General features: G+C 61.6%; 18 protein-coding genes. 10 read left to right on the top strand and 8 right to left on the bottom strand.

All coding sequences use genetic code 11. The annotated features are described in order from the left end of the window. Positions 1 to 11 precede the first annotated feature (11 nt). From GSQ77_RS21175 to GSQ77_RS21165, 3 genes are read right to left on the bottom strand one after another with little or no spacing between them, the layout of a single operon-like run. Complete coding sequence (locus GSQ77_RS21175) at positions 12 to 992, bottom strand: alpha/beta fold hydrolase (RefSeq protein WP_158904720.1); 981 nt, start codon at positions 990 to 992, stop codon at positions 12 to 14. A gap of 44 nt (positions 993 to 1,036) precedes the next feature. Continuing rightward, entirely contained in the window at positions 1,037 to 1,540 is a 504-nt protein-coding gene (locus GSQ77_RS21170; RefSeq protein WP_158904719.1) for an SRPBCC family protein, read from the bottom strand. Then, the gene (locus GSQ77_RS21165) at positions 1,521 to 1,874 is read right to left on the bottom strand and encodes a helix-turn-helix transcriptional regulator (RefSeq protein ID WP_158904718.1); all 354 of its coding nucleotides are present in this window, start codon (positions 1,872 to 1,874) and stop codon (positions 1,521 to 1,523) included. Before GSQ77_RS21165 ends, GSQ77_RS21170 begins: the two co-directional genes overlap by 20 nt. A 485-nt stretch (positions 1,875 to 2,359) precedes the next feature. Here GSQ77_RS21165 and GSQ77_RS21155 point away from each other — a divergent pair, with 485 nt between their 5' ends. Further along, positions 2,360 to 4,510, top strand: coding sequence for an amylo-alpha-1,6-glucosidase (locus GSQ77_RS21155; protein ID WP_254067727.1), 2,151 nt, complete (start codon positions 2,360 to 2,362; stop codon positions 4,508 to 4,510). Between the two features lie 225 nt (positions 4,511 to 4,735). Continuing rightward, positions 4,736 to 7,459 carry a glucosidase gene (locus tag GSQ77_RS21150; RefSeq protein ID WP_158904717.1) on the top strand — a complete coding sequence of 908 codons (2,724 nt, stop codon included), beginning with the start codon at positions 4,736 to 4,738 and terminating at the stop codon, positions 7,457 to 7,459. Between the two features lie 115 nt (positions 7,460 to 7,574). On the opposite strand, the gene GSQ77_RS21145 is transcribed toward GSQ77_RS21150, so the two are convergent. Beyond that, the gene (locus GSQ77_RS21145) at positions 7,575 to 8,468 is read right to left on the bottom strand and encodes a LysR family transcriptional regulator (RefSeq protein WP_158904716.1); all 894 of its coding nucleotides are present in this window, start codon (positions 8,466 to 8,468) and stop codon (positions 7,575 to 7,577) included. A gap of 113 nt (positions 8,469 to 8,581) precedes the next feature. Between GSQ77_RS21145 and GSQ77_RS21140 the strand changes: the two genes are divergently transcribed. Next, a complete protein-coding gene (locus tag GSQ77_RS21140; protein WP_158904715.1) occupies positions 8,582 to 10,024 on the top strand; it encodes an aldehyde dehydrogenase family protein in 1,443 nt (480 codons plus the stop codon). A 12-nt stretch (positions 10,025 to 10,036) separates the two neighbouring features. On the opposite strand, the gene GSQ77_RS21135 is transcribed toward GSQ77_RS21140, so the two are convergent. Together GSQ77_RS21135 and GSQ77_RS21130 are read right to left on the bottom strand one after the other, a co-directional pair. Then, a complete protein-coding gene (locus GSQ77_RS21135; RefSeq protein ID WP_158904714.1) occupies positions 10,037 to 12,193 on the bottom strand; it encodes an acetate--CoA ligase family protein in 2,157 nt (718 codons plus the stop codon). A 33-nt stretch (positions 12,194 to 12,226) separates the two neighbouring features. Next, positions 12,227 to 13,051 carry an enoyl-CoA hydratase/isomerase family protein gene (locus GSQ77_RS21130; protein ID WP_158904713.1) on the bottom strand — a complete coding sequence of 275 codons (825 nt, stop codon included), beginning with the start codon at positions 13,049 to 13,051 and terminating at the stop codon, positions 12,227 to 12,229. A 256-nt stretch (positions 13,052 to 13,307) separates the two neighbouring features. On the opposite strand from GSQ77_RS21130, the gene GSQ77_RS21125 reads away from it, so the two are divergent. Further along, positions 13,308 to 14,636, top strand: a complete 1,329-nt coding sequence (locus GSQ77_RS21125) for an MFS transporter (protein WP_158904712.1) — start codon at positions 13,308 to 13,310, stop codon at positions 14,634 to 14,636. 23 nt (positions 14,637 to 14,659) lie between these two features. Here GSQ77_RS21125 and GSQ77_RS21120 read toward each other — a convergent pair whose 3' ends face one another. Both GSQ77_RS21120 and GSQ77_RS21115 read right to left on the bottom strand, forming a co-directional pair. Continuing rightward, positions 14,660 to 15,451 carry an IclR family transcriptional regulator gene (locus GSQ77_RS21120; RefSeq protein WP_158904711.1) on the bottom strand — a complete coding sequence of 264 codons (792 nt, stop codon included), beginning with the start codon at positions 15,449 to 15,451 and terminating at the stop codon, positions 14,660 to 14,662. 43 nt (positions 15,452 to 15,494) lie between these two features. Then, entirely contained in the window at positions 15,495 to 16,322 is an 828-nt protein-coding gene (locus GSQ77_RS21115; protein WP_158904710.1) for an oxidoreductase, read from the bottom strand. 237 nt (positions 16,323 to 16,559) lie between these two features. Between GSQ77_RS21115 and GSQ77_RS21110 the strand changes: the two genes are divergently transcribed. The 6 genes from GSQ77_RS21110 (at position 16,560) to GSQ77_RS21085 (ending at position 22,697) form a co-directional block, all read left to right on the top strand. Continuing rightward, positions 16,560 to 17,480: a LysR substrate-binding domain-containing protein gene (locus GSQ77_RS21110; RefSeq protein ID WP_158904709.1), complete on the top strand. Its 921-nt coding sequence runs from the start codon at positions 16,560 to 16,562 to the stop codon at positions 17,478 to 17,480. A 123-nt stretch (positions 17,481 to 17,603) separates the two neighbouring features. After that, positions 17,604 to 18,899, top strand: coding sequence for an FAD-binding oxidoreductase (locus tag GSQ77_RS21105; protein ID WP_158904708.1), 1,296 nt, complete (start codon positions 17,604 to 17,606; stop codon positions 18,897 to 18,899). Continuing rightward, positions 18,896 to 19,906 carry a dipeptidase gene (locus tag GSQ77_RS21100; RefSeq protein ID WP_158904707.1) on the top strand — a complete coding sequence of 337 codons (1,011 nt, stop codon included), beginning with the start codon at positions 18,896 to 18,898 and terminating at the stop codon, positions 19,904 to 19,906. The genes GSQ77_RS21105 and GSQ77_RS21100 overlap by 4 nt, the downstream gene beginning before the upstream one ends. Before the next feature lie 27 nt (positions 19,907 to 19,933). Continuing rightward, a complete protein-coding gene (locus tag GSQ77_RS21095) occupies positions 19,934 to 21,265 on the top strand; it encodes an MFS transporter (protein ID WP_158904706.1) in 1,332 nt (443 codons plus the stop codon). A 53-nt stretch (positions 21,266 to 21,318) separates the two neighbouring features. After that, positions 21,319 to 21,936, top strand: coding sequence for a helix-turn-helix domain-containing protein (locus GSQ77_RS21090; protein ID WP_158904705.1), 618 nt, complete (start codon positions 21,319 to 21,321; stop codon positions 21,934 to 21,936). 242 nt (positions 21,937 to 22,178) lie between these two features. Next, a complete protein-coding gene (locus tag GSQ77_RS21085) occupies positions 22,179 to 22,697 on the top strand; it encodes a sigma-70 family RNA polymerase sigma factor (RefSeq protein WP_158904704.1) in 519 nt (172 codons plus the stop codon). Positions 22,698 to 22,733 lie beyond the last annotated feature (36 nt).

The following is a 22,733-nucleotide window of genomic DNA, read 5'->3' as shown; positions in this document are numbered from 1 at the left end:
AGAAGCCGCCGTCATGCGTGCAGCAAATCGATGAGCGCGGTCATCGTCATGGCCGGGGCTTCCTGCGGGATATTGTGGCCGACCCCCGGCAGCACACGGCGCTCATAGCGGCTGGAGAAACGAGGCGCGTCTTTATCCTCGATGGACGGTGGGCCGACGCCGTCATCGGCACCCCACAGCGCTATGGTCGGTACGGCGATGGCGGGGCGCTTGGCGAGTTCGCGCTCGATATCTTCCAGCGCGGGGTCGCCCGGCACATAGCCAAATCGATGACGATACGAGTGGGTCACGACATCGACGAAATCCGGATTGTCGAACGACAAGGCGCTGCGCGCATAGGTGTCGTCGTCGAAGCGCCAAGAAGGCGACCAAAGGCGCCACAGCAGCCGGCATATTTCGGCCCGGTTTGCCGTCAGGCCGTCGTAGCCGCGCGGCGAATGGAAGTAATACTGATACCACAGCCGGTATTCCTTTTCCGCTGCCTGCGGAGCAACCGATCCGGCGATGTCCTGGATGTTGTAGCCGTTGCCCGTCACGAGACAGCGCACGCGCTGCGGCCAGAGTGCGGCGACTATGCACGCGGCGCGGCCGCCCCAATCGTAGCCGACCAAGGCCGCGCGCTCGATCGACAAAACGTCCAGCAGCTCGAGCAGGTCGCGCGCGAGAGCCGCCTGTTGTCCCGAGCGCGGGGTCTGCGCCGATAGAAACCGCGTGGGCCCGTAGCCGCGCAAGTAAGGCACGATCACCCGATATCCGCGTGTAGCCAGCTCCGGCGCCATGGCGTCGTAGCCGCGCGGATCGTAGGGAAAGCCGTGCAGCAGCACGACCGGCTCGCCGTCTTGGGGGCCATGCTCCTCAAAGGCGAGATCCAATACCGACGTGCGGACATGCCGCAGCGCAAATGACCCGTGGGCGAGCGGTGTTGGCGTTCCCGACGCTTGAGTTATGGGGTTTTGACTCACGGCATTTTGAGTCGGTGGAGTTTTAGTCATGACAGACCATCCCGGATGGAGGAGGCAATGATGGCCAGTCTAGACTAAAGCTCAACGCTAGACAGGTATTGCGCGAGGCGTTCGAAGGTTTGCTTGCCGCCTTCGATGGCGCCATAGACGTCGACAACAATGTTCCTCTCCGCAGCGGTGGCGAACACCATGCGCACGGTCATGCGGGTCTTGTCGCCCAGCGCATCGAACGTCCATATCGACTCGAATTTCACCTCCGGTGCGCCTTGCTTGCCGCCGCCATGCGAAAAAACGATGCGCTCCGGTTTCACGACCTCAGTGAACACGCTGTGATTGGAAAAGTCCGTGCCATCCGGGCCATGCATCACATGCTTCCACTCACCCCCCGGCCTGACGTCCATTTTTTCGATGGTGGTGGTGAAGCCGGTCGGCCCCCACCAGTTCGCCACGTGTTTGGGATTGGTCCACGCTTCCCACACAAGCTCGCGCGGCGCGTTGAAAACACGCGAGACAACGATCTCTCGATCCGCAGTGCCCGTGGCATCCGCGGCGGCGGGGCTATTTTTTCTTTCCGACATGATGGTTCTCCTGGGTTTGCAATTCTTGAAGGTAGGCATCGAGCCGATCGAAACTCTGTTCCCAAAACTGCCGATATTGCTCGACGAATTGGCGGACTTCCCGCAGCGGTAGCGCTTCCAGTCGACACGGTCGCCACTGCGCCTGGCGGCCCTGCGAGATGAGCCCAGCGCGCTGCAGCACCTTGAGGTGCTTCGTTATCGCCGGGGCACTGATGGCAAACGGCTTGGCGAGTTCGGTCACGGATGTTTCGCCTAGCGCGAGGCGCGCGAGGATCGCCCGGCGTGTTGGATCGGCCAGTGCGGCGAAGGTGCTGCTGAGTGCATCAGAGGGCATAAAATACTTATTGGTTAATTAACCTATTGGTAAAGTATATTGCGCAGGTTGTTTTGTCAAGATCGGTCCAAAAGGATTCCCGCGTAGGAGGATTCCTGCGCGATCCGGGGCGCGGTGAGATACTAGCTACGTTATGTCCTAAGCAGTTGAACAATCGATTTTCCATTGGAGCCGTTATGCGGAAACTTGTGGTGTCGCTTTTATTCGCTGCTGCGGCGTCGGCATCGCTGGCGCCGTCGCCTGCGCAGGCGCGCCCGCGGATGGTCTGTAACCGGGTGTGGGTCCGCGGGCATTGGGTCCGCCACTGCCGGCCGCTGCCGCCGCGACACTACTACCACCACCGCCATCGGCCGCCGCCTCATCGTCCGGTGCCTTATCGTTGAGCGGCTGAGCGTTCGCGCTTCTTCGGCGACTTTTTCGTCGTTCACGCGCTCAGCCTCTGACGCATGCAGGAGACTTGCCGCCTAACGTCGGCAACACGAGCAATGACCCAAATCGACAAGCCATTCGACGCCGGCCGTACTGACGACGAATGGCTGGAAGCGGATGGTTACGGCGGTTTCGCATCGGGCACCGTTGGAACTGCGCGTACGCGTCGTTATCACGCTGTGCTGCTCGCCGCGTTGCACCCGCCGGTCGGGCGCGTCGTCCTGGTCAACGGCATCGAAGCATGGCTAGAAGTGCAGGGGCAACGTTATCCACTGAGTACGCAGCGTTACGTGCCCGATGTGGTTTCCCCCGATCTGTCGGCGTGTCTATCGAGCTTCGATACGACGCCGTGGCCGACGTGGCATTTCCGCATCGATGAGCATTCGGTCGTGGTTGCCGAACTGTTTGTCGCGAAGGCGAGCTGCGAAACCGTATTGCGCTGGCGATGGCATTGCGACGACGGCGTGCCGCGCGCTGTCACGTTGAAGGTCCGTCCTTTACTCTCCGGGCGCGACTATCACGCGCTTCACCACGAAAACCCCGCATTCAATTTCGACGCACGAGTCGATCGGGGCCAAGTCAGGTGGCAGCCCTATGGCGATTTACCCGCGATCGTCGCCTGCACGAACGGCGCCTATACGCACGAGCCCGATTGGTACCGAGGCTTTTGTTATCTCCGCGAGCGTGAACGCGGACTCGATTTCAGTGAGGATCTGGCCACGCCTGGGGTGTTCGCTTTCAACCTTGCCGAAGCAGAGGCGCTGATGATTTTGAGCGCAGGAACTGTCGATGGAGCAGGAACTGTCGATGGAGCAGGAGCAGGAGCAGGAGCAGGAGCAGGAGCAGGAGCAGGAGCAGGAGCAGGAGCAGGAGCAGGAGCAGGAGCAGGAGCAGGAGCAGGCGGTGCCACATCCGTCGTCGAGCATGCGAATTATCTGGTCGAAATCGAGCAGGCACGCCGCGCCGCTTTCGGTTCAGGTCTCGCTTCCGATTCACGCCTCGCCTCAGACTCACGTCCTGCTTTGGATTCACTCTTCGCTCCTGGTCCACGCCTCGCTTCTGCTTTCGCTTCTGGCTTCGCTTCTCGCCTATTACGCAGCGCCGACGCGTATGTTGTCGCGCGTGGCGAGGGCCACACCATAGTCGCGGGTTTTCCATGGTTCACCGATTGGGGCCGCGACACATTCATCTCGATGCGTGGCCTGCTGCTCGCATCGGGGCGCCACGACGATGCCGAGGCCATCCTGCTTGCATGGGCCGGCGCTCTCTCCGAAGGCATGCTGCCGAACCGTTTCCCCGACTCGGGCGGGACGCCCGAGTACAACGCCGTCGATGCATCCCTGTGGTTCGTCATCGCCGTGCACGAATATCTCGCCACGAATCATGCAGGCGACGCCACGCGCAACACCTTGCAACATACCGTGGACGCAATACTCGAGAGCTACACGCGTGGCACTCGTTTTGCTATCGGCGCCGATCACGACGGGCTGCTACGCGCCGGCGTGCCGGGCGTGCAACTGACCTGGATGGACGCAAAAGCGGGCGACTGGGTCGTGACACCGCGCATCGGCAAGCCGGTCGAAGTGCAGGCGCTATGGATCAACGCCTTGCGTATCGCCGCACACTGGGATACGCGCTGGGATGAACCGGCGGCACAGGCTTCGATTGCATTCCAGCATCGTTTCATCGACCCATCTACCGGTGCGCTGTTCGATGTCGTCGACGTGGATCATGTGGCGGGGGCGGTCGACCGCTCGATTCGACCGAACCAGATCTTTACGGTCGGCGGACTCCCGTTCTCACTGCTGGAAGGCGAGATGGCGCGCGCCGTGGTTGAGCAGGTGGAGACGCATCTACTGACCCCGCTAGGCTTACGAACGCTCGCGCCCGCCGATCCCGCTTATCGCGGGCGCTACAGTGGAGCGCCGCTGGAACGCGACGGCGCCTATCATCAAGGGACAGTGTGGCCGTGGTTGTTAGGGCCGTTCGTCCAAGCGTGGCTGCGCGTTCACGGCTCGGACCCTGCAAGCCGAGCGCAGGCGCGCACGCGTTTTCTCGCGCCGCTGCATGCGCATCTCGATCATGCGGGGCTGGACCATATCAGCGAAGTCGCCGATGGCGATGCGCCTCATACCCCGGGCGGCACGCCGTTCCAGGCGTGGTCGCTTGGCGAGCTGCTGCGCATCGAGAGCCTGCTGGCCGAATAATAAAGACCGAGGCCTGCGAGTGTGCGTGGGAATCAGCTTGCTGGGTTTGCTGGGTTTGCTGGGTTTGCTGGGTTTGCTGAGTCTCACACACCTTTCGCCAGCCGACTGGCCGAGGAGTAAAGTACCAAGACAACGCGCCGAGACGATAGGCGAACGAGAACGCTCGTTCGCGGCACCGTCAGGTTGCAAGCCTTACCTAACGGCGTAAAGCCAGGGGATGTGCACATGCCACCGTTGAAAAAAACGAACCTATTGGAGACCATCGAAGGGTCTCGCCTGCATGGAACCGATTGTCCGCGCTGGCAGCGTTGGGGGCCGTATCTGAGCGAGCGGCAGTGGGGCACGGTGCGTGAGGATTACAGCGATAACGGCACCGCCTGGGACTCTTTCCCGCATGACCATGCGCGCAGCCGCGCGTATCGATGGGGCGAGGATGGCATGGCCGGCTTCGGCGACGACAAGCTCAACTGGTGCGTGTCGCTGGCGTTGTGGAACGGCCGGGATCCGATTCTCAAGGAGCGGCTGTTCGGCCTGACCAACGCACAGGGTAATCACGGCGAAGACGTGAAAGAGTTGTACTTCTATCTCGACGGCACGCCGACGCATTCGTACATGCGCATGCTCTACAAGTATCCGCATGCGGCGTTTCCCTACGATGACCTGATCCAGGAAAACGCGCGGCGCGGTGCCGACATGCCCGAGTACGAAATCCTCGATACCGGCGTGTTCGACGATAACTGCTATTTTGACGTGCAAGTCGAGTATGCGAAGCACACCGCGGACGATATCGTCATGCGCGTGACAGTCGAGAATCGTGCGGACAAGAGTGCCACGCTCGATGTCCTGCCGCAGATCTGGGCGCGCAACACGTGGTCGTGGAAGACGCCGAGCGCCAAGCCGTCGCTCACCATCGCATCGGTGCGCGGCGAGACACATGTGATCGGGCGCCATGGCGGCCACGAGTCCATCGTCGTGACGGCATCGACACAAGACGCGCCGACCATCGAATGGCTCTTCTGCGAAAACGAAACCAACGTCAAGCGCCTGTTCAACATGGACGGCCCGGGCCCGTTCAAAGATGGTTTCAACGATTGCATCGTGGAGGGCCGCGCCGCGGCGGTGCGCCGCGATTCAGGTACGCGCGCGGCAGCTCATGCGCATCTTGTACTGGCGCCGCATGGGCGCGCGGTCGTGACGATGCGTTGGCGCCCGGAGTCGGCGCCCGACGAGGTTCCGCTCGATATCGACGCGCTGTTCGCGCACCGCATCGCCGAAGCCGATCAGTTTTATGCAGCGCTGCAACAGGATATGCACGACGCCGATGCGCGCCTGGTCCAGCGCCAAGCGCTCGCGGGCATGTTGTGGTCCAAGCAGTATTACCAGTTCGACGTCACGCGTTGGCTCGATGGCGATCCGGCGCAGCCCAAGCCGTCGAGCGCTCGCAGGCGTGGGCGCAACGCCGACTGGCGCCATCTGTGCAATGCGGACATCGTGTCGATGCCGGACAAGTGGGAATATCCGTGGTACGCGTCGTGGGATCTGGCCTTTCATTCCGCGGCGTTTGCACTGATCGATCCCGAGTTCGCGAAGCGCCAGCTATTGCTGCTCGTCAAAGATCGCTATCAGCATCCGAACGGCCAGTTGCCGGCTTATGAATGGGCGTTTGGCGATGCGAATCCGCCCGTGCATGCATGGGCCGCATGGCGCGTCTACGAGATCGACCGGGCGATCACCGGCAAGCCCGACCGCGAATTCCTCGAATTGATTTTCCATAAACTGCTGCTCAACTTCTCGTGGTGGGTGAATCGCAAGGATGCCGACGGCCACAATATTTTCCAGGGCGGTTTTCTCGGGCTGGACAACGTCGGCATTTTCGATCGCTCGGCGCCGTTGCCCACTGGCGGTCGTCTGGATCAGGCCGACGGTACCGCATGGATGGCGGCCTACGCACTCGACCTGATGCGCATCGCGCTGGAACTGTCGATCGAAAACAAAGTATTCGTCGATATTGCCGTGAAGTTCTTCGAGCATTTCCTGTACATCGCCGAGGCCGTCAGTTGCAGCGATAGCTGCGATACCGGGCTATGGGACGAAGAGGACGAGTTTTTCTACGACAAGCTGCGTTTGCCCGATGGAAACACCATCCCGATGCGCATGCGCTCCATCGTCGGCTTGATTCCGCTGTTTGCGGTGCGCGTGCTGGAGCAGCGGCTGCACGGCGACCTGCCGCGATTGCGTGAACGGCTGAGCTGGTTTCTCGAGCATCGCCCCGATCTCGCCAAGCTGGTATCGCGCTGGAACGAACCGGGCAAGGGCAATAGCCTGCTGCTCTCCGTGTTGCGCGGGCATCGCATGAAAGCGTTGCTGCGGCGCATGCTGGACGAAACGGAATTTCTCTCCGATTACGGCGTGCGGGCCTTGTCGCGCGTGCATCGCGATGAACCGTTTGTGTTCCATCACAACGGCACCGACCTTTGCGTCAAGTATCTGCCGGCGGAATCGGATACTCGCGTGTTCGGCGGCAATTCGAATTGGCGCGGCCCGATATGGATGCCGGTCAACTACCTGTTGATCGAGTCGCTATATGAGTTTCACCGTTACTACGGCGACGATTTCCAGGTCGAATATCCGACCGGCTCGGGCGAGAAGCTGTCGCTAAGCCGGATCGCCGACGAGCTCGCGCGGCGCTTGACGAGGCTGTTCCTCAAAGACCGCAATGGCGACCGACCGGTGATGGCGGCGTATCCGCAGTTGCAGGCTGATCCACGGTCGCGCGATCTCGTGCTGTTCCACGAGTATTTCCATGGCGACAATGGGCGCGGGGTAGGCGCGTCGCATCAAACGGGTTGGAGTGGATTGGTTGCTTTGTTGCTGCAACCGCGAGCGATGAGTCCGTCAGGGAATGTGCCGCTGGCCGGGGAACAGGAGGAGGCACTGGTGACGAAGTAATTAGCGTCGAATCAACCCGGCGCGGATTGAAGCGGCGACTATCGACGCAGCGCCGATGGAGCCGCCCTTCTATGGACCCTGCAAACAGCACGCCTGCAGTCTGCTTGCAGGCGATTCAGCGGCCGATCTCCCGAATCAGATCGATCAGCGCGCGCAACCCTGCCGGTACATGGCGGCGACCGGGGTAATAAAGACATAGCCCGGAAAGCGGCGGCGTCCAGTCTTCCAGGACCGGGACCAGCCGTCCCGCCGCGATATCGGCGGCGACCGACCACTGCGCAACGTGAACGATGCCGGCCCCGCCCAGCGCTGCCTCGACCATCAAGGTGGGATCGTCGAGCGTGAGCGAACCGGGAACGTCGATGCTCAATGCTTCCCCACCGCGCTCGAATTCCCATCGATAGATCGTGCCGCTCGCGAGCCGCGCTCGAATGCAGCGGTGCGCGAGCAGATCGCCGGGCGTACGCGGCGGCGCGTTCTGCGCGAAATACGCGGGCGACGCGACGACTGCGTGACGCCTGATCGGGCCGAACGGCACGGCGATCATGTCGCCGGGAACCGTGTCGGTCGTGCGTATGCCGACATCGAAACCTTCCACCACGATATCGATCATGCGCGCCTCGGTGACTAGGTCGACTCGCATCTCCGGATAGCGGCGCAGGTATTCCAATACGACCGGCGCGAGAATTTGCCGCGCAGCACCGACCGAACTGTTGATGCGCAGCGTCCCGGTCGGTGTATCGCGATGACTGTTGATCGATTCGATCGCACCCTGGATGCTCGACAACGCGGGGGCGACCTCGGCGACAAACTCTTGTCCCGCGGCCGACAACGAGACGCTGCGCGTGGTGCGGTTGAAAAGCCGCACGCCTAGACGCGCCTCTAGTCCCGCCACGGCGTGACTCAGTGCAGACGACGACATGCCTAGTTCGATCGCCGCAGCACGGAAGCTGCCGTGCCGGGCGACAGCCACCACCGCGTTCAGTTCGACCAGCCCGGTTTTGTGCATTGTCCCGATTCCATCATCAAGTCGCGTCGATTTATCCCTCTTATCAACGCAATTCTACTTGCATATAGTGGGACGTCAGCGGGCAATTCCGCGAGTCCCTGTAAGGAGTAGCAATGCGCAACATCGAACACATCTACATCGACGGCGCTTTTGTTCGGCCGCACGGCGTCGAAAGAGGGGCGCTTTTTAATCCGGCGACGGGCGAAATAATCGGTCACGTGACGCTAGGCGATGAAGAGGACACGCATCGTGCGATTGCTGCGGCAAAGCGCGCATTTCCGGCTTTCTCCCGCACGAGCAAGCAGGAGCGCATCGCGATGCTGCATAGGCTGCATGATGTCGTGCTAGCCGGTGCCGACGCACTGACCGCTGCCGCCGTCGAGGAGTATGGCGGCCCGATCGCGCAAGCCTCATGGCGGGCATCGCTGGCCGCAGCATCGTTTCTTAGCGCAGCGCAAACGCTTGAAGACTACGCTTACACGCGCTGGATCAAGGACGCGGAGGTGGTCATGGAGCCGCTCGGCGTGGTCGGTGTCATCACGCCATGGAACAACAATTACGGGTTCATCTGCGGCAAGCTCGCTATGGCGATTGCGGCAGGTTGCACGACCGTGATCAAGCCCAGCGAAATGAGTGCGACGCAGACTCAGGTGCTGGCTGAGTGTTTGCACAAAGCGGGTTTGCCGACCGGCGTCATGAACATCGTGAACGGACGCGGCGATGTTGTTGGTGCGCAGCTAAGCACACACCCGGATATCGCCAAGATGTCCTTCACCGGCTCGACCGTCGTTGGCAAGACGATCCTGCGCAACAGCGCCGACACGATGAAGCGGGTGACGCTCGAACTGGGCGGCAAATCAGCCTTGCTGGTGCTGGACGATGCCGACTTCGCCGACACCGTGCCGAAAGCGCTGCTCGCAGGTTTTTCCAACAACGGGCAGGCTTGCATCGCCAGCACGCGGATACTCGTGCCCGAAGTTCGGCTGGCCGAGTTTTGCGCGCTGTTGCGAACCGCAGTCGAGGCGGTCAAGGTTGGCAATCCGCGTGACGCTGATACGGCGGTCGGCCCGCTCGTTAGCCGTACGCAATACGAGCGAGTCCAGCAATACATCAAGCTTGGGGCGCAAGGGGGCGCAACGGTGTTGATCGGCGGCGAGGGGCGTCCTGCAGGTCTTGAGGCAGATCTTGATGAAGGCTATTTCGTCAAACCGACCGTATTCGTCGACGTCACGAATGACATGCGCATTGCTCGGGAAGAGATCTTCGGTCCGGTGCTGTGCGTCATCAGCTATCGGACGGAAGAGGAGGCGATTGCTATCGCCAACGATACCGTCTATGGCCTGCATGCTTATGTCAGTTCATCGAACGAGGAGCGGGCACACGCAGTGGCGATGCAACTGGTCGCCGGACGCGTGCTGATCAACGGTTTTCACCACGAACCGCTTGCGCCGTTTGGCGGCTTCAAGCAATCGGGGTTGGGCCGCGAGTATGGCGTGTTTGGACTCGAAGCGCACTTGGAGCCCAAGGCGGTGCTGGGCATACGCCGCGCGGCATGACGCGGCGTTACGTTATTCGATGCGCGGTTGCGCCGCCAGCACCGCGACGCCGTCCGCTGCCCGCACGCCTTGTCCAACGGGTAGTACGAACAACGGATTCACCTCGGCTTCCACCAGGCCCTCGCCCAGTTGCACTGCCATACGCGAGAAGCCGACGATCGCCGAGATCAGCGCTTCAACGTCCGCCCGTGGGCGCCCGCGATAGCCGTCGAGCAGTGGCCACGTTTTCAGCGAGTGGATCATTTCGAGCGCTTCGTCGCGCGCAAGAGGACGGTCCTTGGGCAGAAGCCGCAACGTGGTGTCGTTGAACAGCTCAGCCGTGACACCGCCCATGCCGAGCAGCATTGCGACGCCCAGCGGGTCCCGATGCAAGCCGAAGATCAGCTCGGTGCCACCGGATACCATTTCCTGTACGAGAAAAGCAGCAGGCTGAATGCCTGTTGCCGCTTGCACGTCATCGCGCATTTTCGCCAGACGGCCCCCGATGTCCTCGGCCGTCAGGCCGACCGCCACACCGCCCACATCGCTCTTGTGCGTGATTTCGTTCGACAGCAGCTTTAGAACGACTTTGCCGCCGAGTTCGCGTGCAGCCGCTTGCGCCTCGTCGCCGTTGACCACCACCCGTTCACGCACAGGCGTTACACCGAATCGCGCAAAAAGGTCTTTGGCTTGGGCCTCGTTCAGTGAGCCGCTCGGTAGATCGCTGATGTCGGGACGCGGCCGCATCGTCGATGCGGATGCTGACGCCGATCCCGATGTCGATCCGGCGGATAGGGCCAGCGCGAACGCCGCGCTGCGACGCGCATATTCGCCGTGCTGCCACATGGCCGCAAGCCCGCTCGCCACACTTTCCGGCGTGACAAATGCGGGTATCCCCCGTCCGTTCAATAGGCTGGTGATCGTTGGTGCATGCGGGCTCACGAAGGCAACCAGCGGTTTGTCGCTGCCGGGGATGGAGTCACGAATGGCATCGGCCATGAGGTCGGGCATCGCGAGGCCCGAAGAGCCTATGATCACTGCCACCGCGTCATAGCTCGCGCTAGCGAGAAGCGTGCGTATCGCACCGCGCAGCAAGTCCGGCTGCAAACCTGCAAGCGTGACGTCGATCGGATTGCGGTCGAGTGCGGCATGATCGCCGGTCTGCAGTGCTCTCAACTGACTCGCGGTCTCGGCATCGGGGGGCGGCGTATCGAAGCCTGCCATGCCGAGGCTATCGGTGACCAATGTCCCCGCGCCACCGGTCGATGTCAGGATCGCAACCCGCTTGCCTGCGAGCGGCCGGCGCATGGCTAGGGCATTGGGAATGTCGAGCAGGTCGGAGAAGCTTTCTGCACGTATCACCCCCAATTCCTTGAAATATGCGTCATACATCCGGTCCGCGCCCGCGAGCGCACCCGTGTGCGAGACGGCCGAGCGAGCGCCCGATTCGGATCGCCCGATCTTGAACACGACGATGGGCTTGCCCGCCGCCGCGGCACGTAACGCGGCCGCGCGAAACTTATCGGCATTACGCAGGCCTTCCATATACAGCGCGATGACAGAGGTCGATTCGTCGTCCACCAGGTACTCGACGAAGTCGGCCATATCGAGGTCGACCTCGTTGCTCGTGGATACGAGTTTCGACAAACCGATTCCGCGCGCGGCCGCCCGCGAGAGAATCGAGCCGAGGATCCCGCCGCTTTGCGACACGATACCGATCGCACCGGTGGTGAAAGCATCGGTTTCCAATGCGCCGCTCGCCGAGAGCGTGATGCGGTCGGTGAGATTCACCAGCCCTATGGTGTTGGGCCCAAGTATGCGCATGGAGCCCGCGGCTTCTATCAACTGCGCCTGGCGCCGTTGACCTTCTTCGCCGACCTCGGAATAGCCGCTTGCCAATACGATCGCCGCGCTCGTACCAACGCTGGCGAGGTCTTTCACCGCGAGGTGCGCCCGCTCAGCGCCGAGCAGCACGATGCCGACATCGGGCGCTTGCGGCAGCGACGCGATGTCGGGGTAACAGCGCAACCCCGCGATCGTTTCGTAACGCGGGTTGACGGGGTAGATCTGTCCGGTGAATCCGTGCTTCTTCAGGTAGGCGACGGGCCGTCCCGCGGTCTTCATGGCATCGGCCGAAGCACCGATTACCGCGACGCTGCGTGGGCGCATCAGGCGTGAAATTGCGTTCATTTGAGTGTCCTTCGTACTGTCTTTGGTGCGCACTTACTGGGCCTTATCGGTGCGGGTTTCATTCGCGGTTTTGTTCGACGGCGTCTTGTTTAAAAATTCGAGTACCGCCTCGCGATGTTCGTGGCTCGTGTAGCACACCGCCTGCGCTTGACTGCCTTGCGCGAACACCTGTTGCGCGGAAAGCTCATAGCTTTGGTTGAGAATGCTCTTACCCAACGCGAGCGCCGTAGGCGAACCTCTACTGAGTTCCATCGCCCATGCCTGCGCGTCGGCGAGCAGCGTTTCCGGATGGCTGATGCGGTCGGCGATGCCGATCGCCAGCGCTTCCTGCGCCTCGACCTTGCGTGCGCTGAAGATCAGTTCCTTGGCCCGTGCGAGCCCAACGCGGCGAGGCAGGAAGTACATGCCGCCGCCATCGGGAATCAAGCCGCGTCGGATATAGCTCCAAGCGAAGCTCGCCTGATCGGATGCGATGATGAAATCGCAACTGAGCGCCATGTCGGCGCCCAAACCTGCCGCCGCGCCGTTGACCGCGGCGATCGTCGGTTTGGGCATGGCATACAGCAGGTTGACCGTGTGATGCACGCGTTGCTGGCGCGACCAGCCGTTGAACGCGACCTCGCCGGTTGGCGCATCCATGCGTTGCGCCATGCCGCTGACATCGCCGCCGGCACAGAAGCCCCGGCCGTTGCCGGTCAACACGACGGCGCGCACTTGGCTGTCGCGCGATACCTTTTCCAACACGGCAATCAATTCGGTGCGCATGTCGTCGGTAATGGCGTTACGCTTTTCGGGGCGATTCAACGTGATCGTGGCGATCCGCGAATCGAGCGTCAGTTCGATGGTCGATGTACTCATGGCGATCTCAGGGAAAACTATAGGCAAATGGGAATTTCGGCTCGTCCGGCGCGGTGTGGCGTGATATCTGCGCGCAATCACGTGCCGATCCGAGTGACCAAGCTTAGCTCTGCGACGATGCGGTGACACCCCAGCAGTTTCACTCTGTGAAACTCAGGTCTTGGCAATCGAGCAATGCCGCCGATAATTGCCACATATGCGAACGCATCGAGCCATTCGAGAGAAGTCGCAACGACCTTATAAAGACGGAGACGCCATGCAAGCAGCACCATCCCATGCGCTGGAAGCCGACGCGATAGATCGCAACGTCGCCGAAGCCATCTACAAGAAAGTGACCTGGCGGTTGCTGCCGTTTCTTTTCATTTGCTATATGTTTGCGTACCTCGATCGCGCCAATATCGGCTTCGCGCATCTGCGGTTTTCGCAAGACGTCGGTCTCTCGGAGGCGGCGTTCGGGCTGGGCGTCGGTCTCTTCTATGCCGGCTACATGCTGTTCGAGGTGCCGAGCAATCTGCTGCTGCAGCGAGTCGGCGTGCGCAAGACCTTGATGCGCATCATGGCGCTGTGGGGCATTGTTTCGGCCGGCACGGCATTCGTCCAGACACCGATGCAGTTCTATATCGCGCGCGTCTTGCTCGGCGCTGCCGAAGCCGGCTTTTTTCCCGGCGTTATCCTTTACTTTACCTACTGGTTTCCGTCGGCACGGCGTGCCCGCGTCACCTCGATCTTCATGATGGCAATCTGTGTATCGGGCGTGATGAGTGGCCCCTTGTCCGGGTTCATCCTGCAGAACATGTCGGGGTTATGGGGCTTGCGCGCATGGCAGTGGCTGTTCGTAATCGAAGGGGTGCCGTCCGTTATTGCGGGGCTGTTCGCCTACGTATTCCTGACCGATCGGCCCGAGCAGGCAGATTGGTTATCCGCGCAGGAGAAGCGGTTTCTTCTGGGGGAGCTCGATCGTGACGCACAGGTCAAGTCGGGGCATGCGCAAGGGTCGATTTGGGCGGCGCTCAAAGAGCCGAAATTTTACTTCCTGACCTTTGCTTATTTCAGCGTGCCATGGGCAAGCATCGTGGTGCATATCTGGGCCCCGAGCGTGATCGAGAAAAGCGGCGTGCAGAACTTCTGGCACATCGGCCTGCTGTCGGCGATCCCTTATGTGACGGGTGCTGCGGCCATGTACCTGCTGAGCCGCAATTCGGATCGTATGCTGGAGCGCCGCTGGCACTTCATGGCGAGCGCGGTGATGGCAGCTGTCGGGGTGGCGTTGCTACCGGCTGCGGCCAGTAGCGCCACGGCGTTGGTCGTGTTGCTTTGTATCGCGACGGCGGGCTATCTCGGCATGCTTTCCTTGTTCTGGACTATTCCGCCGGCCTATCTTTCGAGTACGGCTGCGGCGAGCGGGATCGGTCTCATCAGCAGTCTCGGACAGTTCGGCGGCATCTCCGCGCCATCGGCAATCGGCTATGCATCTACGCATTTCGGCAGCAGCGCGATAGGGCTGTATGCGGTGGCGGTCGTGTCCATCCTCGGTGGATTGGCGGTGGTCTGGGGTGTTCCGGCCAAGGCTATCAAGGAATCTTGAGCCAGTCCTCAATCGGTCTTGGGCTAATCTTCGATCCTCGCGACCTCGGTAATGATCTGGTCGCGCAGGTTCAACATCGGAGTCGACAGTTCGCGCACTATGCTCGCTTTCGATTCCGCGGAGCGTACGCTGAGATTCAGCACTAGCAGACTGTGTCCGGGGATCGCAAGTGGGGTGGCCAACGCAATCACTTCAGGTTGCCAGCTCGCCACGCAAAAGCCGTGCTCGCGCACGCTGCGTACGGCTTCATCGATCTGCGTCCTGAGTTGCGGCCAACCGCTGCGTCCGCGTCGCTCGAATGCGGCCATCATGGAATCGAATGCTACGTCTGACAGCATCGCGAGGTGCACCCGGCCGAGCGAAGTCAGCTCCATTGGCACCCGCTGGCCTGATACCACGTTGCGCAACGATACGCGCTGGTTATATCGGATCGATTCCAGGTAGACCATCTCCTCGCCGTCGGCGGAGGCCAAGCCGACGTTGATGCGCAGTTTTTGCGCTAGCTCGCGCATGAGAGGAGCTGCGGTTTGCAAAATAGTCGAACCGCTGCGCATCGCTTGCGCCAAGCTCAGTACCGGGACGCCAAGACGATAAGCCTTGCGCAGCAAGTCGTGCTCGAGATAACCGTCGGCCACGAGCGTTCGCGTAAGGCGGCTCACGGTGGCTTTCGGCAAGCCCGTGCGCTCGACGAGGTCGCCGTTGCCGAGCAGCGCGGCGCCCGGGGCAAACGCCCTTAGCAGCAAAAGGCCACGCTCAAGCGAGCGATTCGATGGCGTGCCTTTTCGTTCAGGGCGCTGCGGCTTTTTTTCTGGCATCGGGGATGCTGACCCTTGGGCTATGGCGTGGTGCGGTGGCGTGTTATGAAAAGTTGGTACTCGTGCTCAACGCTTCCCAGCGATCAATCTCTTCTTTAAGCGATTCGAGCTTGGTGCGTATAAAGCTTACAGCATCGGTGCCCAGCGGCAGATGCACGGGCGGGTCGGTGGCATCAACGATCTGCATGAACGCCAGCGCCGCTTTAGCCGGATCACCCGCTTGTTTTCCGCTACGCTCGGCACGCGCCAGTCGCAACGGCGCGAAGAGCGCTTCATAATCGGCGATGTTTTGCTCGCCGCGTTTCAACGAACCGCCGGCCCACTCAGTGCGAAAACCGCCCGGCTCGACGGCCGTCACTTTGATGCCCAGGCCGCTGACTTCTTTCGCGAGCGTCTCACTGATACCTTCGAGCGCAAACTTGCTGCCATGGTAAACGCCCAGCCCCGGGAATGTGACCAAGCCGCCCATCGACGTGACATTGATGATATGGCCACGGCGCCTGGCTCTCATATAAGGCAATACCGCCTGGATCGCCGCGACCGCGCCGAACACGTTGACTTCGAATTGCGCGCGATATTCTGCTAACGGCGTGCCCTCCACGGTGCCTTCATGGCCGTATCCGGCGTTGTTGACGAGCACATCGATAGGGCCGATGTCTTGCTCGACCGATGCCACGACGCGCGGGACGTCGTCATTGTGGGTAACGTCCAGCAGTACGCCGAACGAGAGGCCGGGGGCGAGCGCGTCGAAGGCGGCGCGCTGGGCTTCGTTACGCAGTGTGCCGACGACTTTATCGCCGCGGGCGACGGCGGCTTGCGCCAATGCGCGGCCAAAGCCGCTGCTTACGCCAGTGATGAACCACGTTTTCATTGTGCGACTCCGTTGAGATGAGATGGGTTTATCGCGGGCATGCGATAGAAGTAGTGTGCGCGCCGGGCGTTCGAACGGCCAATTCGAAGTGAGCACGTCTGTGATAAGCCACGCCAATGACCATGCTAACGAGTCCACGCCAATGAGCGGCCGGTACGGTGGCCGCAAACTCACTACAATGGCTCGGCGGCAGGATTAGTGTCGCCTGAACCGCCACATTTCAACTCGGACACCCTGATGCGATCGATCGAACTGCGGCAACTGCGCTACTTTTCAATTCTGGCGAAGGAGTTGCATTTCGGCCGTGCCGCCGATCTGGCCTTCGTCAGCCAACCCGCCTTGAGCCAGCAGATCGCAAAACTGGAGGAACAGGTTGGCATGCAACTCTTCGTGCGCGATCGCCGGCAAGTGACGCTCACGCCGTCCGGTGCCGCGTTACGCGATGGGCTGGACAAGGTGTTCGCGCAAATCGAGCTATCGCTGCGTCTTGCGCGCGAGGCGGGCGATCATGCCACGTTCGAACTATCGATCGGCTTGGTCGAGTACACCAACCTGCCGTTCGTGCCGCCGGCACTGATTCGTCTGCAAGCGCTCTATCCCGATGTCAAGATCGTGCGCCACGAGATGAACAGCGTGCAGCAGATCGATGCGCTCGCAAAACGGCAAATCGACATAGGCTTCGGCGTGCCGACCGCGCCATTGCCGCCGGACGCGCAACTGCAATGCGAACCCTTGTTGACCGCGCGGTGGTCGCTGCTGATGCGGGCAGACCATAGGCTCGCCTCTCTGGAACGGTTAGAGATCAGCGACCTCGCTGCGGAACGTTTGATCATCTTCGCGCGAGCGGTCAATCCGCCGCTGTATGACATCGCGGTCGAGCGTTGCCGGGCGGCAGGCTTCATGCCCAACTTCGTCTACGAGACCATGCAGTCTCAGGTCGGCTACGCGCTCGTGGAGCAGGGGCTCGGGACCATGCTAGGCGCGGCGTATGTGTTCACCTCATTGCCCGCGGGATTGCTCGCGTGTCCGATCGAGGGGTTCGATGCATTGACTGTCCATCGGTTTTCCCGCCCAGACGAGAGCAATCCGCTGGTCCTCGACTTTATCGACATTGCCGCCGAAGAAGCCCGGCGCGTGCAGTTGAGTATGCGGGCCTAGCGCTTCTATCGAGCTTTGCCGTAGCTAAGCACCCCATAGCACTCCTGCGACGGGCTTTTTTAAATGTTTCCTTTACGAATATTTTATGCTTATACTAAAAAAATGAGATTCGAAGGAGGGTAGATGGACTCGTCGAAAGAGGCACCGCCGTCCGGCCGATTTGTCGTCGTTGGGGCCGGCATCATAGGCGCCGCGTGCGCGCTGCGGCTGCAAGAGGCCGGGCACACTGTCCATCTGCTGGACGTTGCGGCTGCGGGCCGCGGCTGTTCATACGGCAACGCAGGTTTGATCGCAATCGATCACATCGCGCCATTGGCGAGTCCGGCCACGCTGCGCGCCTTACCCGCGCTGATGCTGGATCGATCGAGTCCGCTGTTCCTGCGTCTTGCCGGTCTGCCGGGCATGGCCGCATGGCTGGGCGCTTTTGTCCGGGCATCGAGCCGGGCACGTTTCGAGCATGGCGCAGCGGCGCTGGCCTCCTTGCTTGGCGCTGCGCGCACAGCTTGGCAGTCCTTGGCGAAAATCGCGGACGCCCAGGCGTTGTTTCGCGATAGCGGCGTGCTGTATGTCTACGAACGAGCGCTGCGCGGAGTCAATGCCGGCGACCGACTATTGCACGAGTACGGTGTGCAATTTGAAGAGATTTCGCCCGCGCGCGTCACCGCCGACTTCTCGCCGCAACTGGCGGTGCCCTGTGCCCGTGCGCGCTACTTTCCGCAGATGATGAGCGTGATCGATCCTCACGCGCTAGTGACCACGCTGGTTACGGCCGCTGAACGACTCGGAGCGGTCCACACACGAGCCCACGTTTCGGCGATTGAACACCTGAACGGCCGCGCCACTCGGGTAATGACTTCGGAAGGCGCGATTCCCTGCACCGGCGTGCTCGTGTGTGCAGGGGTAGATAGCGCCGCGCTGATCGAGCCGCTCGGCTATCGCGTACCGCTTGCGCGTGAACGCGGGTATCACGTCGAACTCGACGACTTCGGCGCGACCGACATCCGGTTGCCCATTACCTTCGTCGAACGCGGGTTCATTTGCAATCCCATGCGATCGGCGATCCGCTTGGCGGGAACTGTCGAGCTGGGCGCGGCAAGCGAGCCGGATTGGCGGCGCGCCGCGTTGTTGACTCAGCACTTTCGCGAGCTTTTCAAGCCGGCGTCGCCGCGCGAACTCTCATGCTGGAGTGGCGACCGTCCGACGCTGCCGGACTATCTGCCCATGATAGGTGCGCTGCCGAGCCATCGCAATGTGTTCGTGGCGACTGGACATCAGCATTTGGGGCTCACGTTGGCAGCCATCACCGCCGAACTGGTGCAGGCGCTGGTCGACGGTGCACCTGCGGCGCTCGACGCGACGCCGTTTCGTATCGACCGCTTCGGTCACACCGATCTCTCAACCCGCAGACTAAACACATGAACGATATCTCCCAGCAGCTGCATCGCGACGCGATCATCATCGACGCGACCTGTCCGCTTTTGTCGGAAGAGCCGGCTCACCTCGAGTTATACAAACGCGGTGGACTGACCGCGGTCGCGCCGACTATCCCCGCCAAGCGCGGCACCAGCGCCGACGCCATTCTCAAGTTCGCCATGTGGCACAAGCTGTGCCGCGAGCGCGACGACCTGATCCTGGTGCGCACGGCCAACGATATTGTCACAGCCAAGCAGACCGGCAAGCTCGGATTGATCATGCATTTCCAGGGTACCGAACCGCTCGATCGCAGCGTCGACATACTCGATGCCTATCACGCGATGGGGCTACGGGTCGTGCAGATTACCTACAACAAACGCTGCCATGTAGGCGACGGATGCGAAGAAGAGGTGGACGGCGGATTGAGTCGCCACGGCCGCGCGGTGGTACGCAGGCTCAATGAACTGCGCATCATCGTCGACTGCTCCCATACGGGTGTGCGCACTTCGTTCGATGCCATCGAGACATCCAACGCGCCCGTCATCCTGTCGCACGCCAACGCACGCGGCGTGCATCGAGTTCCACGTAACGTGGACGACGATCTGTACCGCGCGATCGCGGCGACCGGTGGCGTGATTGGCGTAGTCGGTTTTCCAGCGTTCGTCGCACCGGGCACGCGGCCTACGCTGGACCAATTCATCGATCACATCGACTACATCGCGAGCCTGGTGGGCATCGATCACGTCGGCCTCGGTATCGACTATTACGCCGGACAGGCGCCGATTTGTCCCGATGACGTCGCACTTACGCTTTACCAGCGAGAGGTGGCGAGCGGCAACTGGACCGGGGAGTCGTATCCGCCGCCGCCTTACCACTATCCGCAGGGCATCGAAACGCCTGCAACCCTGCAGGCGCTGACCGCAGGCCTGGTCGCGCGCGGCTTTGCGCACGCCGATATCCGCAAGGTGTTGGGCGAGAACTGGCTGCGCGTCTATCGCAGCGTTTGGGGTTAGTCCGCAGTGCGCGAACCGGGGGATCCAATGAGCGAAATGAACGAAGTGATCGAAATGAAGCGTACCGCCGCGGAATTCGTGCCGCCCGCGGCACCCACTTGGCGCACTGCACGCCGTGCGGCACTGGCCGCGGGCGTGGGCAGCACGCTTGAATGGTATGACCTCGTCACCTACGGTTACCTGGCCGCGCTGCTCGGACACGCGTTCTTTCCTTCGGGCGACTCCACCGCATCGCTGCTGGCCGCGTTCGCCACCTTTGGCGTGGGCTTCCTCGCGCGACCGCTCGGCGGCTTGCTGTTCGGCGCCTACGCGGACCGCTACGGCCGCAAGGCATCGCTCACGCTGACGATGATATTGATGGCCACCGTCACCGGCCTGGTCGGCATCATGCCCACCTACGAGACCTGGGGCACGGCGGCTCCGGTGCTGCTGGTGCTGGCGCGCGTGATTCAGGGGCTGTCGGCCGGCGGCGAGGGCACCACCGCCTTGGCCTATCTGGTCGAATGGGCGCCGGTTGGGCGGCGCGGCGTGATCGGCAGCCTGCAATCGGTAGCGAGCGGCTGCGGTTTGCTGCTCGGCTCGGCGAGCGTCACGTGGATCACGCATAGTCTTAGCGCCGCGGAACTGCAGGCGTGGGGCTGGCGCGTGCCCTTCCTGCTCGGCACACTGGTCGGGCCGATCGGTTACTGGCTCAGACGCGGCGTCGATGAAACGCCCGCATTCCGCCGCGCCATTTCGGCCGCGCCCACCGCCGACGAGCGCATGTACAGCGTGCAGCCGTGGAAGCTTTCGGTCAAGGCTGGCATCTTCCTGATCTTCTGGTCGGTCGCTTACTACATCTTCCTGACCTACATGACCACCTTCGCGCAACGCTATCTGCACCTGGCGCCGGCGCTGGTGTTCAAGGCCAATACGGCGGCCTTGCTGCTCTACATTGTGCTCATTCCGACCTTTGGCTTCGTCTCGGATAAAGTGGGTCGCAAGCCCGTGCTGCTTGCCAGTTGCGTCGGCATCGCGGTGCTGACCTATCCGCTGTTTAAGCTACTGCTGGCCGGTGTCAGTACCCCCGCCTACGTGGCGATCCTATTGCTGTTCTCGTGCATGCTTGCCATGTATTCGGGACCGGCGGGCGCAACCGTGGCCGAACTATTTCCAACCCGCATCCGTTCGAAATGGCTGGGGCTGGGCTATGGCGTATCGGTTGCGATCTTCGGTGGATTTACCCCATTTGTCGCAACCTGGCTGATCGGTGCTCTGGGCACGCCATTGGCACCCACCTACTACGTGATAGCGACGGCTATCATCGGCGGGATCTTCGTGCTGTGCCTGAAGGAAACCGCCAAGAGCGAACTCGCTTGAACAGGCTATAGTCATGGCATCCGTCAGTGTCACTGACTCATCAATCGTTGAACATGGAAACTACTGTACTTAGACCGCCTCGAAAGAAACGCGTACGAGACCTCGCTCCGCTGGGCAGGCGCGTACGCGAGTTGAGAAAGCAAGCCGGCTTGACGCTGCAAATGCTCAGTGAGGCAACCGGGCTGGCTCAATCGTCGTTGTCGAAAATCGAGAACAGCCAGATGTCGCCGACCTATGAAGCGATCGTCAGTCTGGCGCAGGGTCTGTGCATCGACGTGGCGCAGCTCTTCGACGACGGTGGGAAGTCGTTGCCGCTTGGCCGGCGCAGCATCACGCGTAGCGGCCTGGGTGCGACCCATGAAACCGAGCAATATATCTACCAGATGCTGCATACGGATTTGTCGCAGCGCCGGCTTATCTCGTTGAAAACGATCATCAAGGCCCGCTCGCCGGAAGAGTTCGATAGGCCGCTCGCACATAGTGGCGAGGAATTCATCTATGTGCTGTCGGGCTCGCTCAAGGTGCATCTCGAGCACTACGAGCCGTTCGATCTTGCTGAAGGAGACAGTTGCTACTTCGACAGCACGATGGCGCATGCCTGCGTATCGACGAGTGAAGTCGATGCCGAGGTGCTCTGGGTTTGTACGAATTCGGTCCCGGACCCGAGGTAGCGTTCATTAGGTCAAGCCGAAAGCGTTCGGCGGCTTATCTGGCAGTTAAGGGGCAACTAAGCGGCAGCTTTCCAGACCGACGCATTCAGCAGCCCGGAACGATGGTTTTCGGGGTTAAAGCGACAGCTTCGTCGCGCCGGAACCCGTCTCGCACGACGATCGTGTTTGTCGATTGCATTTTGTATATAATCGGTAACGATTCTCATTTACAATAATGCAGGCCCACCTTCCGAGCGTGCTCCGTGCCGACCCATGACATCGCTTCTATTGCCGTGCATGACCTCTACAGCAGCCATCATCGATGGCTGCAGGGCTGGCTGCGCAAAAAACTAGGGAGTACCTGGGACGCCGCGGATCTCGCGCAGGATACGTTTCTGCGGGTATTGCTCAAGCGGCAGGCCGAAGTGCAGCAGGGGTTGGACGCGCCTCGCGCGTATCTGCGCACAATTGCGGGGGGCTTGGTGGTCGAACACTGGCGCCGTCGCGCGCTAGAGCAGGCCTGGTTGGAAACGCTCTCATTGATGCCCGAGCCGCAGGCGCCTTCGCCCGAAACGCGGCAGATGGTTCTGCAAGCGCTGATCGGCATCGACGCGATGCTCGATCGACTGAAGCCGCAGGTGCGCGCGGCATTTTTGTGCGCGCGGCTCGAAGCGCTCACATGCCCGCAGATCGCCGAACGCCTCGGTGTTTCCTTGGCCACGGTCGAGCGTTACATTGCCACGGCGTTGCGCCATTGCTATGCGTTGCGCTTCCATGATTAAGTCGCGCGCAGGTGTCGCATGAGCAGGAGCACGCGG

This window comes from Burkholderia sp. L27(2015) (genome assembly GCF_009765705.1).
Taxonomy (GTDB): Bacteria; Pseudomonadota; Gammaproteobacteria; order Burkholderiales; family Burkholderiaceae; genus LMUX01.
This window is presented reverse-complemented; position numbering and strand designations above follow the sequence as displayed.

Coding starts and splice junctions, on each gene's coding strand:
- GSQ77_RS21105 (WP_158904708.1), top strand. CDS start 17,604: ATGGACTCGTCGAAAGAGGCACCGCCGTCCGGCCGATTTGTCGTCGTT.
- GSQ77_RS21095 (WP_158904706.1), top strand. CDS start 19,934: ATGAGCGAAATGAACGAAGTGATCGAAATGAAGCGTACCGCCGCGGAA.
- GSQ77_RS21165 (WP_158904718.1), bottom strand. CDS start 1,874: ATGCCCTCTGATGCACTCAGCAGCACCTTCGCCGCACTGGCCGATCCA.
- GSQ77_RS21110 (WP_158904709.1), top strand. CDS start 16,560: ATGCGATCGATCGAACTGCGGCAACTGCGCTACTTTTCAATTCTGGCG.
- GSQ77_RS21100 (WP_158904707.1), top strand. CDS start 18,896: ATGAACGATATCTCCCAGCAGCTGCATCGCGACGCGATCATCATCGAC.
- GSQ77_RS21130 (WP_158904713.1), bottom strand. CDS start 13,051: ATGAGTACATCGACCATCGAACTGACGCTCGATTCGCGGATCGCCACG.
- GSQ77_RS21115 (WP_158904710.1), bottom strand. CDS start 16,322: ATGAAAACGTGGTTCATCACTGGCGTAAGCAGCGGCTTTGGCCGCGCA.
- GSQ77_RS21170 (WP_158904719.1), bottom strand. CDS start 1,540: ATGTCGGAAAGAAAAAATAGCCCCGCCGCCGCGGATGCCACGGGCACT.
- GSQ77_RS21150 (WP_158904717.1), top strand. CDS start 4,736: ATGCCACCGTTGAAAAAAACGAACCTATTGGAGACCATCGAAGGGTCT.
- GSQ77_RS21145 (WP_158904716.1), bottom strand. CDS start 8,468: ATGCACAAAACCGGGCTGGTCGAACTGAACGCGGTGGTGGCTGTCGCC.
- GSQ77_RS21090 (WP_158904705.1), top strand. CDS start 21,319: ATGGAAACTACTGTACTTAGACCGCCTCGAAAGAAACGCGTACGAGAC.
- GSQ77_RS21175 (WP_158904720.1), bottom strand. CDS start 992: ATGACTAAAACTCCACCGACTCAAAATGCCGTGAGTCAAAACCCCATA.
- GSQ77_RS21155 (WP_254067727.1), top strand. CDS start 2,360: ATGACCCAAATCGACAAGCCATTCGACGCCGGCCGTACTGACGACGAA.
- GSQ77_RS21140 (WP_158904715.1), top strand. CDS start 8,582: ATGCGCAACATCGAACACATCTACATCGACGGCGCTTTTGTTCGGCCG.
- GSQ77_RS21125 (WP_158904712.1), top strand. CDS start 13,308: ATGCAAGCAGCACCATCCCATGCGCTGGAAGCCGACGCGATAGATCGC.
- GSQ77_RS21135 (WP_158904714.1), bottom strand. CDS start 12,193: ATGAACGCAATTTCACGCCTGATGCGCCCACGCAGCGTCGCGGTAATC.
- GSQ77_RS21120 (WP_158904711.1), bottom strand. CDS start 15,451: ATGCCAGAAAAAAAGCCGCAGCGCCCTGAACGAAAAGGCACGCCATCG.